General features: G+C 65.1%; 19 protein-coding genes. 5 read left to right on the forward strand and 14 right to left on the reverse strand.

Translation table 11 applies throughout. The features are described from left to right. The first annotated feature begins 47 nt into the window (after positions 1-47). From NA12_RS08820 to NA12_RS08830, 3 genes are read left to right on the forward strand one after another with little or no spacing between them, the layout of a single operon-like run. A complete protein-coding gene (locus NA12_RS08820) occupies positions 48-431 on the forward strand; it encodes a hypothetical protein (RefSeq protein ID WP_067448226.1) in 384 nt (127 codons plus the stop codon). Positions 432-450: 19 nt separating this feature from the next. Beyond that, positions 451-936, forward strand: a complete 486-nt coding sequence (locus tag NA12_RS08825) for a DUF6301 family protein (protein ID WP_067448228.1) — start codon at positions 451-453, stop codon at positions 934-936. Further along, complete coding sequence (locus tag NA12_RS08830) at positions 933-1,379, forward strand: TY-Chap domain-containing protein (RefSeq protein WP_067448230.1); 447 nt, start codon at positions 933-935, stop codon at positions 1,377-1,379. Before NA12_RS08825 ends, NA12_RS08830 begins: the two co-directional genes overlap by 4 nt. A 51-nt stretch (positions 1,380-1,430) precedes the next feature. Here NA12_RS08830 and NA12_RS08835 read toward each other — a convergent pair whose 3' ends face one another. The 3 genes from NA12_RS08835 to NA12_RS08845 form a co-directional block, all read right to left on the reverse strand. Next, a complete protein-coding gene (locus tag NA12_RS08835; protein WP_132370151.1) occupies positions 1,431-1,748 on the reverse strand; it encodes a hypothetical protein in 318 nt (105 codons plus the stop codon). Positions 1,749-1,864: 116 nt separating this feature from the next. Continuing rightward, complete coding sequence (locus tag NA12_RS08840) at positions 1,865-2,662, reverse strand: ESX secretion-associated protein EspG (RefSeq protein ID WP_067448234.1); 798 nt, start codon at positions 2,660-2,662, stop codon at positions 1,865-1,867. Continuing rightward, positions 2,659-4,572, reverse strand: a complete 1,914-nt coding sequence (locus NA12_RS08845) for a hypothetical protein (RefSeq protein WP_067448236.1) — start codon at positions 4,570-4,572, stop codon at positions 2,659-2,661. Before NA12_RS08845 ends, NA12_RS08840 begins: the two co-directional genes overlap by 4 nt. A gap of 255 nt (positions 4,573-4,827) precedes the next feature. Between NA12_RS08845 and NA12_RS08850 the strand changes: the two genes are divergently transcribed. Beyond that, positions 4,828-6,327: a hypothetical protein gene (locus NA12_RS08850; RefSeq protein WP_067448238.1), complete on the forward strand. Its 1,500-nt coding sequence runs from the start codon at positions 4,828-4,830 to the stop codon at positions 6,325-6,327. Between the two features lie 54 nt (positions 6,328-6,381). Here the strand turns inward: NA12_RS08850 and NA12_RS08855 are convergent, their stop codons facing one another. Further along, positions 6,382-6,594 (reverse strand): hypothetical protein, encoded by a 213-nt coding sequence (locus tag NA12_RS08855; RefSeq protein WP_067448240.1) that lies wholly within the window; start codon positions 6,592-6,594, stop codon positions 6,382-6,384. A gap of 152 nt (positions 6,595-6,746) precedes the next feature. On the opposite strand from NA12_RS08855, the gene dtd reads away from it, so the two are divergent. Next, positions 6,747-7,190, forward strand: a complete 444-nt coding sequence (dtd, locus tag NA12_RS08860; protein WP_067448242.1) for a D-aminoacyl-tRNA deacylase — start codon at positions 6,747-6,749, stop codon at positions 7,188-7,190. A gap of 6 nt (positions 7,191-7,196) precedes the next feature. On the opposite strand, the gene map is transcribed toward dtd, so the two are convergent. From map to NA12_RS08910, 10 genes are all read right to left on the reverse strand, one after another. Beyond that, positions 7,197-7,994 carry a type I methionyl aminopeptidase gene (map, locus tag NA12_RS08865; protein ID WP_067448244.1) on the reverse strand — a complete coding sequence of 266 codons (798 nt, stop codon included), beginning with the start codon at positions 7,992-7,994 and terminating at the stop codon, positions 7,197-7,199. A 26-nt stretch (positions 7,995-8,020) separates the two neighbouring features. After that, positions 8,021-8,566, reverse strand: a complete 546-nt coding sequence (locus NA12_RS08870) for an adenylate kinase (protein ID WP_067448246.1) — start codon at positions 8,564-8,566, stop codon at positions 8,021-8,023. Then, positions 8,563-9,885 carry a preprotein translocase subunit SecY gene (secY, locus tag NA12_RS08875; RefSeq protein ID WP_067448248.1) on the reverse strand — a complete coding sequence of 441 codons (1,323 nt, stop codon included), beginning with the start codon at positions 9,883-9,885 and terminating at the stop codon, positions 8,563-8,565. The genes NA12_RS08870 and secY overlap by 4 nt, the downstream gene beginning before the upstream one ends. 164 nt (positions 9,886-10,049) lie before the next feature. After that, positions 10,050-10,493 carry a 50S ribosomal protein L15 gene (gene rplO / locus NA12_RS08880; protein ID WP_056818375.1) on the reverse strand — a complete coding sequence of 148 codons (444 nt, stop codon included), beginning with the start codon at positions 10,491-10,493 and terminating at the stop codon, positions 10,050-10,052. Positions 10,494-10,495: 2 nt separating this feature from the next. Next, complete coding sequence (gene rpmD / locus NA12_RS08885; protein WP_067448250.1) at positions 10,496-10,675, reverse strand: 50S ribosomal protein L30; 180 nt, start codon at positions 10,673-10,675, stop codon at positions 10,496-10,498. 1 nt (position 10,676) lies between these two features. Continuing rightward, a complete protein-coding gene (rpsE, locus tag NA12_RS08890) occupies positions 10,677-11,336 on the reverse strand; it encodes a 30S ribosomal protein S5 (RefSeq protein ID WP_067448252.1) in 660 nt (219 codons plus the stop codon). A gap of 31 nt (positions 11,337-11,367) precedes the next feature. Then, positions 11,368-11,775: a 50S ribosomal protein L18 gene (rplR, locus tag NA12_RS08895; protein WP_067448254.1), complete on the reverse strand. Its 408-nt coding sequence runs from the start codon at positions 11,773-11,775 to the stop codon at positions 11,368-11,370. 2 nt (positions 11,776-11,777) lie between these two features. After that, a complete protein-coding gene (gene rplF, locus NA12_RS08900) occupies positions 11,778-12,317 on the reverse strand; it encodes a 50S ribosomal protein L6 (RefSeq protein ID WP_067448256.1) in 540 nt (179 codons plus the stop codon). A 15-nt stretch (positions 12,318-12,332) separates the two neighbouring features. After that, the gene (gene rpsH / locus NA12_RS08905; RefSeq protein ID WP_056818383.1) at positions 12,333-12,731 is read right to left on the reverse strand and encodes a 30S ribosomal protein S8; all 399 of its coding nucleotides are present in this window, start codon (positions 12,729-12,731) and stop codon (positions 12,333-12,335) included. A 268-nt stretch (positions 12,732-12,999) separates the two neighbouring features. Further along, positions 13,000-13,731, reverse strand: coding sequence for a YoaK family protein (locus NA12_RS08910; RefSeq protein ID WP_243655046.1), 732 nt, complete (start codon positions 13,729-13,731; stop codon positions 13,000-13,002). Positions 13,732-13,900 lie beyond the last annotated feature (169 nt).

Here is a 13,900-nt window from a genome sequence, read left to right on the forward strand (position 1 = left end):
GGCAGCCGTACACAGACTTCACCCAAACCGAGAACGGGACGCACACAATGGAATTGAAGCCGGTGGCCATGTACCGCGAGATGTACGAGCGCGGGCACGACGAACTGCCCTCGGTATTCGACGCGTCCACCGGTACCGTCGAGGACGACCGCGACCGGATTCTGAAGTACATGCGCGAGGTCCGCGCCATCTTCGACGTCATGGGCGAATCCCCCGACCTGTTCATCAGAGACGCCGACATCGAGGGCGGCCCCTCCCTGTACTCCGACGGCGTCTGGATCTGGCGCGAGGACTCGCTGAAGTACCTCGCCGAGCAGGCCCTCGTCCTGCCCACCGAGTTCATAGAACACGTCCGTGCCCTCGACTACGCTCCCCAGAACTTCGACACCCGGGACCCCGATTTCGACGCGGCGTTCCTGTCGTACTTCTGACCGAGAGGAAAGGCACCGAATGACGAACTGGCACGCGATGTCCGCCGAACAGGCAGCCGCGCTAGCGAGCGGCCTGCACACCCTCGACTGGTCGTGGTCGGTCGACGACGCCCCGGCTGTCGTCGAGAAGTTCGGATGGCGCACCGTCTCCAGCCGACCACGGCGGATCACGATCGACATCGGGCTCGGCCCGGACAGCGGCTCGATCCGCGCCAAGAACGGCCAGGTCACCAGCATCGAGTTGCAACTCACCGACTTCGCCGACGCGGACGAGAATGCGCAGGTCGCAACAGCTTTCGACAGTTTCACCGCAGCGATCACCGCCGAGCTCGGCGAGCCGACCGTACGCGTGGCGGGTCCGCCCCCGCAGAACCGCTGGGCCGGGGCCGAGGCCACCCTCGTGCTCGAACGTTCCGCTGCCTCGGTGTGGCTGTATCTGGTCACCAATGCGCGTCTTGCCGCCGACGATCGCAATATCGCGCTCGACGAGCAAGGCCTGTTGTGACCGACTGGACCGAGTTCGCCCATGGGCTCGCCACCGAACTCGCGGCGGCGCCCGAGACCACGGTGCTGGTGATCGGTGAATCGGCGCCTTCGGGTGCGCGACGTTTCGCCCAGTTCCGCAAGACCGGCGAGGCGGTGTCGGCCGAACTCACCGGCGACGAATGGCTCGAGCCCGAATTCCGCCCCGACGACCACGGCATCCGGGCGATCACCGAAGCGGGCTGGCATCTCCCTGACGAAGCTCATATGGGCAACTGGTGGACCGAATTCCCCTGGCCGGTCGACACCGACGACTACCAGCGGCTCGCCGCGATCACTGTCGCCGGACTCCGCGACGGCTTCGGCATCGGCTCCCCGCTGACGCTGTCCTACAAGGGCTGGGTCGAGCGTGCCGGGAACAGCGACCTGCACCTGCCCGGCCTCGGCATCCCGGACGCGAGTTGACCCGCTTCCGGACTCCCACCGAGGCCCAGAGCTCGACGAGTGACCGCCCGACTACGTCAAGCCGTCGCGGTTGCCCTTTTCCATCTTGTCGATGTAATCGGCACTCTCGGTCTGACCGTCGGCGAAGTCGCCCATGGACGTGGCCATGGTCTTGACGTTCTCGCTGGTGTTGGTCCACGAGGAGTCGTAGCCGTCGTCGCCGCCGGGACCGTTGTTGAAGGACTTGCCGAGTTTGTCGTTGCCCCAGACGTTTCCGCGCCCGGTCAATGAACTGTTCAGCGTATTGATGATGTCGGTGAGTTGGTTGCTGACACCGCGCGACTTTCCGGCCGCGGTCCGGAAGTCGTCGGCGTCGTATTCGAATGCCATCGCGCTCATCCCTCCACAAGTGATGCCTTTCGAGCACACCACAACTCATTCGCGTGCGCAACAGTCTCGCACAACGGCCCGAACCCGGGATGACACCGCCGTGAACGGCGGGTTCCCTAAGCGTTTGCCTCCCAGTGCGATTCCACGCGCGACATCATGCGCTCGATGGACGCGTCGACCTTGTCGGCCAGGTCGGCCCGCGATATCGGTGCGGCGACGGGGTTTTCGCTGGGCAGTTCGATGACATAGCGACCGTTGTCGGGAAGATCGCGCCACACCAGGATGTCGCGATGCATGCCACGCGAGCCGAACATGGACTGGTTCTGCAGGATGTTGATGGTGCCGGTGCGGTCGGCGGGAATCTCGAAGAATTCCGCGCTGCGGCGCGCGATCCCGGTATCGGCCTCGTCGAACACCATCGAGACGCGTGCCGCGTAGGGATCCGGATCGGGTTGCCGATCGGCGACCAGCGGGATCACCCCGCCCTTGGCAGGCCCGACCTTCGGCATCATGTCGAGGATCGCCTCGGTGAGACCGTGTGGGCCACAATCGGTCAGGATGAAGCCGCCGCTGTGCGCCGGGGTGGCACCGGGCAACTGGCGGATCACGTAGCCGTTGGCGCCCGCCCGCGCGGCGCGCGCTTTGACCCACCGCTGCGCGTCGTCGCGCTCACGGTCGTTCCAGGCCCGCAGCCGCAGGTAGACATCGGGACGCGCGAGCACATCCAGCGCCGTGCGCAACGCGGGATCGATCTCGGCTTGCAGACGCTGCCAGGTGTCGTATTTCTCCTGATCGAAGTCGTACATCAGCATGGTGGTGGACAGGAAGCTCAGCGGGCGCGGCATATGGCCGCCGACCAGACGGTCCCACAGCACCTTGAACTCGACATCGGTGAATTCCCAGGTCCGGCTCATGCGTCGGCCGCCGGACGCGCGTGGGCGGCACTGGAGCCCTCGGTGACCTCGCCGCCGGTCTCGGTGCTGTAGGCGGCATCGGCGCCCACCCCGACCGGTATCACCGGCACCCCGGTACTGGCGGCGATCACCGGTTCCACGAGATCGCCGAGCGAGCTGAAATCGGGCAGGCTGGGCAGCGAGGCGCGCGGGAAGGCCGAACCCACCCCGTCATCGACCGCTTCCTCGACCGGGAGCCCCGCCACCACGACCGGTTCCGCGGGCTCCTCGACCGTGAGACCGAGCTGTTCGGCGATGGATTGCAACTCGGGGTTGGCTTCGAGCAGCTGCGCGAACTCCGGCGATTCCGAGATCGCGGTGGCCAGATCGGGGAACTGGCCCAGCAGTGCGGTGAGCTGGGACAGGTCGGGCACAGCCCCGGACAGGTCGGTCGAGGCGATCTGCTGCAGGGCCTGGGTCACGCTCGGCAGCGCCTGGGTGAGGGAGGAGATCACCCCGGAGATGGTCGACATCAGCGAGGAGATGGCATCCGAGCCGGAACTGCCGGTCGAGCTCTGTGTTCCCGCGATATTGCCCGCGCTGGTTCCTCCCGAGCCGGAGCCCGAGCCCGAGCCCGACCCGGTCCCCGAGGAACCGCCGGTGCCGCTCTGACCGGTGCCCTTGCCCTGATTGGCCAAGGCTTGCTGTGCCGCCATGAACTCGGCCGAGGGCTGGCCGCTGCCCTGCTGCTGGCTGCTCGCCTGCTGACCGGCGCTCGATTGCTGGCCACCCCCGGACTGCTGGCCACCCCCGGACTGCTGACCGCCACCGGACTGCTGGCCGCCACCGTTGTTGTTCTGACCACCGTTGTTGTTCTGACCGCCGTTGTCGTCCGTTTTCGGCGGCGGCCCGATCGTCCCCTTCGGCGCCGCGGGCAAGACCTCGGCCGGGAACATCTTCTGGGTCTGCTTGAGACCGTCGATGTAGTGCTTGCGATAGAGCTCCTGGACCTCACCCACATCGTCACCGCAGCCCTCATCGGGCGAGACCGGCATGCAGGAGTTGGTGGCGTACAACCAGTCCGCGGTGTACTGCAGGTTCGCCTTCATCAATTTGAACGACCCGGCGAGCCCGGAAACCGACTGGGAGAACCCCTGCACCGCGGTCAGCGCGCTGTCACCGCCCTGGCTCTCCCATTTGGTGGAGGTGATCGTCTGCATCGCCTGACTCAGGTCGTAGGCGGCGCCCTCGAGCTGGCTGGCCATCAGACCCCAGATCGGCGCGTCCTCGGTGATCTCGGTCCAACCGATGCGGTAGCCGAGGTCGTAGAGATCACGCCAGCCCATGCTGGACGGTTCCCGGTACGGGATCTCGCCCTCGACCGGTTCGGGCTTGGCCGTCACGTCCTTGGGCACGCTGGCTTTGTCGATATCGTCGTTGTGCTGGACGATGATCTTGCCGTCGCGCATTTCGATGTCCTGGTTGGCGGGATTGTAGGTACCCGCGTTCTTCACCGCGCCCGACAAATCCTTTCGACCGGGATTCGACGACACACCGCCGAGGTCGGTTTTCTTCTGTTTCAAGGTCGCCAGTTCCGAGGCCGAGAGTTCGTCGGTACCGGTGTATTTCTCACCCGCGTCCTTGAACATGTCGACCATGTCCTCCAGCGAGTCGACGAACTTGCCGAGAGTGTCCTTGCACTCGGTGGCCTCGGTGACGAATCGCGGCTGCAAGCGTTCCGGGGCGTAGACCTCGGCCCCGCCGAGCTTCGACATCGTGAAGACATTGAGCTGCCTGCTCTCGATCAGGTCGCGACAGCCCTTGATGATTTCGATGGCCGTGCTGCACGCCTTGGCGGCATCGAGCGCGGCGCCCGTTTCGACCTTGATCTTCGCCTTGCCCGCCAGCCCCTCGAAGGGAGAATCGCCCACGCCAACCGCTCCTCGCAGCACCCCACCGACGACCCTCGCGCAGCCGGCTCGATCGCCTCGCAGTCTAGTGAGCGATGCGAAATATGCACAGCCACACGAAAACTCCGACCCGCGTGGAGATGAACTTCCGAGTTCCGCCGAGGATCGGGCAGCCGTCGCCGATCTGTGACAAACTCGAACAACCACCAGCGGCCGGTCACCGACCGTGCTCCAACGATTGATGAGGCCAGGATTGACGTCGCGACGGAACCGCTCATGACCGACCTGAGCGACCTCGAACGTCGCGTCGCGGCCAATCGCGCCAATATCCGCAGCCAGACCGCTGACGACTATCTGCGGCTGGCCGGTTCCCTCACCGAGCTCGCCCAGGGCCTGCTCGCCACCCGCGACGACCCGTCGGGGCGCGATCGCACCGCCGAGGCGCTCGAGCCCGCGCAGGAAGCGGTGGCGATCCGGCTGCACTGGCTGGTCGGCGGGTTCGTCTCCTACGAGTACGCGGGTGCGTTGCAGGACGCGTTGCGGTTGTTCGAGCAGGCGACCCGGCTGGTCGGGCATCGACAGCTGGCGACCAACACCATTCGCAGTGCCTGTTCGGCATACCGACAGGTCGCGCAGGACTACCCGGATGTATCAGCCATGTGCGCCGACGGGTTGTCCAAGTGCGGCGTGTGGTTGATGCGGCTCGATCACGACGCGGCGGTGGCAGCCAGCGAGTCGGCGGTGCGCATTCGCGCGGCCATGTACGCGCGCGCTTCCGAACAACCGGGCAAGTACCTGGCGAGCCTGAGTACCCTGTTGCGAACCCTCATGGTGGGGCGCTCACGCAAGCAGGCCATCGCCAGCTACCGCACGTTGTATTCCGAGGTCACCACCACCGCCGCCACGGCGAAACTGCGCGAAACCCGGGTCGAGGAACTGGACCTCACGGTCAAGACCACCCAGGCGCTCGTGAAACTGGGCGCGCCGACGCTGGAACGCGCGGGACGGCTCACCCAGCAGCAGATCCTGTACCAGTCGGGTGGCGACCTGGCCACGATCGACGAGATCAACTGGCGGCTGGCCCTCGTTGGCCTCAAGCCCCTGGCGGCCGGGGCGATGCCGGAGCCGCCGTCGCGACCGGTCGAGATCTCGGCGACCTACGGCGCCATCGCCGTCCGGTGCTCGGCGCCGGACGCGCTCGATCAGGTGCGCGCCGCGATCACCGCCGCCTACGCCCAGCACGGCGCGGAACCTGTCGACGCGGGCCGGTTCGCCGGCGTGCACGACAAGCACTGGGGCGTCAAGGAACCGAAGACCAATCTCGAGACCGAACTCGGCGCCGATGTGGTGCTCGTCGAGAAGTCCTCCGGTAGCTGGATCTCGGTGAAGAGCCTCAACTGGGAGATCGGCGCGCTCGGCAACCACCCACTCGCCGTTGCTCTTTCGATGAAATGGCCGGTCCTTACCGTCGCCACCATCGAGAAGATCTCCTACGAACTGTGCCTCTACGACAGCGGCGTCGCCACCCAGTACGCCGCACTCGGCAGGCCCGCGGGTCAGGCGCCCCTCGACACCCCGCTGGCCCCACTGGATTTCGCGACCCTTGCCGACTATGGGGCCGACTACGCCTCAGAAACCCAGGTCAGAGCCGCCTTCGGCAATGCCGAGATGTTCGCCAAGGTCACCGAACTCCCCGGCGCGGGCATCCGCCAGTCCGCGGAGAAAGCCCCGCTCACCGACTACGGCCCGAACATCCTCTTCTTCGGAAAGAGCTGAATCCGCACAGCGAAAAGCCGCTGCCTCCCCATCGAGAGGCAGCGGCTTTGCCGGTCAGGAGTCCCGTCGCGCGTCCCGTTTGATCCTGGCCGCGCTACCGAAACAGCCGGCTGCGGCGATCAGCAGTCCCGTGGTGACAGCACCGGTGAGACCGCTCGGCTCCACGCCGAACACCGAGAACAAGACAATGAACAGCCCGACGCCCCCCAGTGCCGCAATACCCCCCATGAATAGATTCTTACGTTGCTGCACTTGATCTTCCGTCATGGAAATCAAACTATCCCACCTGGATAAACAACGTGAATTCCTGCACCACAAGGAATTACAATCGTCAATCCGAATATTTCACAGCGCCGAAAACAGATGATTCGGTCCCCCGCATTGCCGTCGAGCACGGCCACCCGGCATGATCGACAGCCATGCGAGTACTGCTGCAGCGTGTGACCAGCGCCCAGGTGAGCGTCGACGATCAGGTGGTCGGCCGCATCGATCCGGCGGCGACCGGTGTCCCCCACGGCCTACTCGCCCTGGTCGGCGCTACCCACACCGACACCGCGGCCATCGCGAAAGCCTTGGCCGACAAGACGTATCGGTTGCGCATCCTCGACGGCGAACGCTCCGCCGCCGATCTGAACGCCCCCATCCTGGTGGTCAGCCAGTTCACCCTCTACGCCAACACCGCGAAGGGCAGGCGTCCGTCCTGGAACGCCGCCGCCCCCGGCGCACTCGCCGAACCGCTCGTGGACACCTTCGCCGAAACGCTGCGTGAACTGGGCGCCACCGTCGCCACCGGGAAGTTCGGCGCCCATATGCGGATCGAGCTCACCAATGACGGCCCGATCACCGTTCTGCTCGAGGGCTGACTACGGCTACTCCGGGCGCAGGGTGAGAATGCGCGGCCCGTCCTCGGTCACCGCGACGCTGTGCTCCCAGTGCGCGGCCCGCGAACCGTCGGTGGTGACCACAGTCCAGTCGTCGTCGAGAGTCTTGGTATCGGTGGTACCGAGCGTCAGCATCGGCTCGATCGCCAACACCGACCCGACCACCAGGCGCGGCCCCTTACCGGGCGCGCCCTCATTGGGCAGGAACGGATCCATGTGCATCTCGCGGCCGATGGCGTGGCCACCGTAACCGTCGACGATGCCGTACCGACGACCGTGCGCCTGCTCGGCCGCGCGCGTGCCCAGCTCGATGGCATGCGAGACATCGGTCAGCCGATTGTCCGGCAGCATCGCCGCGATACCGGTCTCCATCGACAGCCTGGTCGCCTCACTCAGCAACTGATCGGCCTCGATGATGGTGCCGATGCCGAACGTCCACGCCGAGTCGCCGTGCCAGCCATCGAGGATGGCGCCACAGTCGATGGATACCAGATCGCCCTCGGCGAGAATGTCACTCGCCGAGGGGATCCCGTGGACCACGCGGTCGTTGACCGAAGAACAGATCGAGCCGGGGAACCCGTGATAACCCTTGAACGACGGGATAGCGCCCGCGTCGCGGATCGTCGCCTCGGCGACCTCGTCGAGTTCCAGCGTCGAGACGCCGGGCTTGGCCGCCGCGCGAACGGCGACGAGCGTGGCACCGACGATCGCGCCCGCTGCCTGCATGGCATCGAGCTCGCCCGCCGAGCGGAACGGCACGACCTTCTTCTTACGGTTGAAGACCATCCGGCCTCAGTACTCCGATCCGCTGATTACTGACCGAGCGCCGCGAGCGCCCGCGCGTTGACCTCATCGACCTCGCCGATGCCATCGACGGTCACGACCAGACCGTCGTAGTGCTCGAGCAGCGGCTCGGTCTCCTCACGGTAGACCCGCAGCCGGTTGCGGATGACGTCCTCGGTGTCGTCGGCACGCCCACGGGCGAGCATGCGCTCGACCACGGTGTCCTCGGCGACCACGAAGCACAGGACGGCGTCGAGCACCGCACCGTTGTGCTCGAGGATCTTCTTCAGCGCATCGGCCTGGTCGACCGTGCGCGGGTAACCGTCGAGCACGAAACCGTTCGCGGCGTCGGGCTCGCCGACACGCGCCTCGACCATGCGATTGGTGACATCGCTGGGGACCAGGTCGCCCGCGTCCATGTACTTCTGTGCCTCGCGACCGAGCGCGGTCTGCTGGCTGATATTCGCGCGGAAGAGGTCTCCGGTGGAGATGTGCGGAACGCCCAGCTTCTCTGACAGCAGGACGGCCTGAGTACCTTTGCCGGCACCCGGCGGACCGAGCAGAACAACTCTCACTTGAGGAACCCTTCGTAATTTCGATTCATCAGCTGGCTCTCGATCTGCTTGACCGTGTCGAGACCCACGCTGACCATGATGAGCACCGCGGTACCGCCGAACGGCAGGTTGGCCGCTCCGCCATTGGCACCCATGTCCAGGAACAGGTTCGGGAGAACGGCGACCAAACCGAGGTAGATCGAGCCAGGCAGGGTGATGCGGCTCAGTACATAGTTGAGATAATCGGCGGTCGGCTTGCCCGGACGGTAACCGGGAATGAAGCCGCCGAATTTCTTCATCTCATCCGCGCGTTCCTCCGGGTTGAAGGTGATCGCGACGTAGAAGTAGGTGAAGAACACGATCAGACCGAAGTAGATCGCGATGTAGACCGGGTTGCCCGGATTCACCAGGTATTTCTGGATGATCTCCTGCCACCAGCTCGGGTCCTGGGCCGTACTCGACCCGGTCAACTGAGCGATCAGGTTCGGGAGGTAGAGCAGTGACGACGCGAAGATGACCGGGATGACGCCGGCCTGGTTGACCTTCAACGGCAGGTACGTCGATGAACCGCCGTACATCTTGCGGCCGACCACACGCTTGGCGTACTGCACCGGGATCCGGCGCTGACCCTGCTCGACGAAGATCACGGCCACCAGGATCACCAGGACAGCGGCACACACCGCGCCGAAGATCAGGCCACCGTCGGAGTCGAGGATGCGCTTGCCGTCCAGCGGCAGCCGGGCCGCGATACCGGCGAAGATGAGCAGCGACATGCCGTTGCCGACACCGCGCTCGGTGATCTGCTCGCCGAACCACATGACCAGCGAGGCGCCCGCGGTCATCACCAGCACGATGATGATCATGCCGAAGATGCTGGTATCGGCGAGGATCGGCTCGTTGCAGCCCTGCAGTAGCTGACCGCGCGAGGCGAGCGCGACGAGACCGGTGGCCTGCAACACCGCCAAGGCGACGGACAGGTACCTGGTGTACTGCGTCATCTTGGTCTGGCCGGATTGGCCTTCCTTGCGCAGTTCCTCGAACCGCGGGATGACGACGGTCAGCAGCTGGATGATGATGCTCGCGGTGATGTACGGCATGATGCCGATCGCGAACACCGACAGCTGCAATAGCGCGCCACCGGAGAAAAGGTTGATGAGCTGGTAGATACCGGCGGATTCACCGCCGGAGACCACCTTTACGCACTCTTGGACGTTTTGGTAGTCGACACCGGGGGACGGCAGCGCGGCACCCAACCGGTACAGCGCGATCAACCCCAGCGTGAAGAGAATCTTCCGCCGTAAGTCCGGAGTCCGGAAGGCCGATACGAAGGCGGAAAGCACAAATCCTCCTGGCGAACGACATGGTCATGCCATGCGACTGAACCACTGGACAGCATGTGGAATCGTCAGCCGATGACGAGCTTGGCAGACAACACTTGGAACTCTAACAGTGACACCGGACGAGCTCTCGACTCGTCCGGTGTCAGCTGCTGACTACAGTACCGTCAGGCCAGTTCGGTGACAGTGCCACCGGCCGCGGTGATCTTCTCCTTGGCGGAGCCGGTCACCTTGTCGGCGGTCACCTGGATGGCGACACCGATCTCGCCGTCACCGAGTACCTTGACCAGCTCGTTCTTACGAACGGCGCCGGCCTCGACGAGCTCGGCCTTACCGATGGTGCCGCCCTGCGGGAACAGCTCGGCGATGCGACCGACGTTGACGACCTGGTACTCGACCCGGAAGCGGTTGGTGAAGCCGCGAAGCTTCGGCAGCCGCATGTGCAGCGGCATCTGGCCACCCTCGAACGCCGCGGGGACGTTCTTGCGCGCCTTGGTGCCCTTGGTACCGCGACCGGCGGTCTTACCCTTGGAACCCTCACCGCGACCCACACGGGTCTTCTCGGTCTTGGAGCCGGGGGCGGGACGCAGGTGGTGCAATTTGATGGTCATGTCTAGACCTCCTCAACTGTTACGAGGTGGCGCACGACGTTGATCAGACCGCGGTTCTGAGCGTTGTCCTCACGAACCACCGACTGGCGGATCTTCCGCAGGCCGAGGGTCCGCAGGCTGTCGCGCTGGTTCGCCTTGGCACCGATCGTGCTCTTGATCTGGGTTACCTTGAGCTCAGCCATGTCAGGCCCCCTGTCCCGCGCGAGCGCGGAGCATGCCGGCCGGAGCAACATCCTCGATCGGCAGACCGCGACGAGCGGCCACCTCTTCGGGGCGCTGCAGCAGCTTGAGCGCCGCGACAGTGGCGTGCACGACGTTGATGGCGTTGTCGCTACCGAGCGACTTCGACAGGATGTCGTGGATACCAGCGCATTCGAGCACGGCACGGCACGCGCCACCGGCGATCACACCGGTACCCGGCGAGGCCGGACGCAGCATGACCACACCGGCCGCCGCCTCACCCTGAACCGGGTGGGTGATGGTCGAGCCGATCATCGGGACGCGGAAGAAGCTCTTGCGAGCCTCCTCGACACCCTTCTGGATGGCCGCGGGAACTTCCTTGGCCTTGCCGTAGCCGACGCCGACCAGACCGTTGCCGTCACCGACGATCACGAGGGCGGTGAAGCTGAAGCGACGACCACCCTTCACGACCTTGGAGACACGGTTGATCGCGACGACGCGCTCGAGCTGGTTCTTCTCGGCCGCGTTGTCCCGACGGTCGCCGCCACCGCGACGATCGCCACCGCCACGACGGTTGCCCTCGGGGCCTCCGGCGTTGCTGTTGGTGTTGTTGTTCTGTCCGGCGGGTCCGTTGCCGCCGTCACGCCGCTGACGTCCCGGCATCAGACGTTCCTTCCGTTCGAAATAACAGTCATCAGAACTTCAGCCCACCTTCACGAGCGGCATCGGCCAGCGCCGCGATACGGCCGTGGTAGTCGTGACCACCACGGTCGAACACGACCGCCTCGATACCGGCAGCCTTGGCACGCTCGGCGATCAGCTGACCGACCTTGGCGCCCTTGGCGGACTTGTCGCCCTCGAGGGCGCGCACGTCGGCCTCGATCGAGGAGGCGGCGGCAATGGTCTTGCCCACCGAGTCGTCGATCAGCTGCGCGTGCAGGTGCCGCGAGGAGCGGTTGACCACCAGGCGCGGACGCTCGGTGGTGCCTTCGACCTTCTTACGAAGACGGAAGTGACGGCGGGTCTTCGACAGGCGACGCTTCGTGGAAGCGTCCTTGCCCAGCGGAATCCGCTTCGCCTTCTGGTTAGCAGTTTGCGCCATGATCACTTACCCGTCTTTCCGACCTTGCGGCGAACGACCTCGCCGGCGTAGCGGATGCCCTTGCCCTTGTACGGGTCGGGCTTACGCAGTCCGTGGATGACAGCGGAGATCTGACCGACCGCCTGCTTGTCGATTCCGGACACCGAGAACTTGGTGGGCGATTCCACCGCGAAGGTGATGCCTGCCGGGGCCTCGATCGGCACCGGGTGGCTGTAACCGAGGGCGAACTCGAGGTTCGAACCCTTGGCCTGAACGCGGTAACCGACGCCGAAGATTTCCATCTTCTTCTCGTAGCCCTTGGTGACACCCTCGACCATGTTGGCGATCAGGGTGCGGGAAAGGCCGTGCAGCGAACGGTTCGCGCGCTCGTCGTTGGGACGAGCGACCTCGAGCTCATTACCTTCACCCTTGGTGACGGTGATGGGCTCGGCCACGGTGTGCGAGAGGGTGCCCTTCGGCCCCTTGACCGTGACAACCTGGCCGTCGATGTTGACGTCGACGCCGGCCGGAATCTCGATGGGCTTCTTACCAATACGCGACATTTGTCCTGACCTCCCTTACCAGACGTAGGCGAGGACTTCGCCCCCGACGCCCTGCTTGGCCGCCTGACGGTCGGTGAGCAGACCGGTCGACGTGGAAATGATCGCCACGCCGAGGCCGCCGAGGACCTTGGGCAGGTTGGTGGACTTCGCGTACACACGCAGACCCGGCTTCGAGACGCGACGCAGGCCCTGCAGGCTGCGCTCACGGCTGGGGCCGTACTTCAGATCGACGACGATGGCCTTGCCAACGGTCGCGTCTTCGGTGCGGTAATCGGCGATGTAGCCCTCACGCTTGAGGATCTCGGCGATGTTCACCTTGATCTTCGAGTGGGGCGCCTTCACCTGATCGTGGTACGCCGAGTTGGCGTTGCGCAGACGTGTCAAGAAGTCTGCGATCGGATCAGTCATGGTCATGGTTAGACCTCGACACCTTTCTCGCTGCGGTTCCCATGCAACATCTCCCGCACTCTCACGCGGTCGATCGTGGGCCTACAACAATTCGGCTGGTCCGGTCGGCACTTACCGACCGGATGAGTTCTCTTACGAGCTCTCGGCACCTGGCACGGTCCCACTCGCGCGCAAGCGCGCAGCGGACACAGATCTGCCCAGGCAACCGCTCTAGTGTAGGCAATGCCCGTGGTCAGGACCAAACCAGGGTGCCGACAGACCAGGGCGATCTCCGTCACGCGGCGGTGTGGCCCGCCCTCGCGCCCGTCTTGTAGGTGATCAGGATCGCGGAGCCGGAGACGACGGCGGCGACGATCAGCATCATCTCACCGCCCACCACCATGCTCATCAGACCGCCGAGCAGGGCGCCGAAGGCGAAGGCCGCGTACTGCGTGCCGTAACCGAGCCAATCGCGCGCACTACCCCCGCTGACATGGCTTTCGATGCCCTGGCTCAGCTTCACCACCGTTCCGGTGGCATAGCTGAGCGGAACAGTGGTCTCGTCGTTCTTGACGAACGCGGTGTTCAGCGCGCCCACCGCGAAGGCGACGAACGCGATCGGGATGAACCCCACCTCCTGCCCGCCGGTGCGGTCGAGCGCGTAGTCGACGAGCGCGGCCACGACGAGCGCCACGGTGGTCACCACGGACGCGCCGTAGTGACCACGGCGCCACACCCGCCGCCGCAGCAGCGAGGCCACGAACACGCCGAGCCCGAACGAGAAGAGCAGCGTGATCGCCCCCGTGGCCAGCAGCTGATCATTGTCGAACCAGCCGAGAACAGCACGCTCGGTATTACCGGTCATAAATGTCACGAAATATCCGGCCGAATGTGTATAAGCCGCCGCTCCGATAAATCCGGCCAGAATAGAAAGAAAGGCGACCATCGGCATCGCACCGGCGGGAATGCCCCGCAGAGCCACCCGGTGGGCCGCGTCACGCTGCTTGTTTTCTGTGGTCAGGGTCACGATCTCACATCCTCTGCTTTACCCTCGGCAAGGGATCGACGCTGACGCCCATCTGCATGCCGCATTGTCACGCAGTGACCCCGACAGTAGCGACGAAATAAAAAGCCGACCAGTACGGAGATCACATTCTCGGGAAAGACACAGGTTTATGAGGCGGCGGTAATGCCGC

The organism is Nocardia alba NBRC 108234, from assembly GCF_001612665.1.
Taxonomy (GTDB): domain Bacteria; phylum Actinomycetota; class Actinomycetes; order Mycobacteriales; family Mycobacteriaceae; genus Nocardia; species Nocardia alba.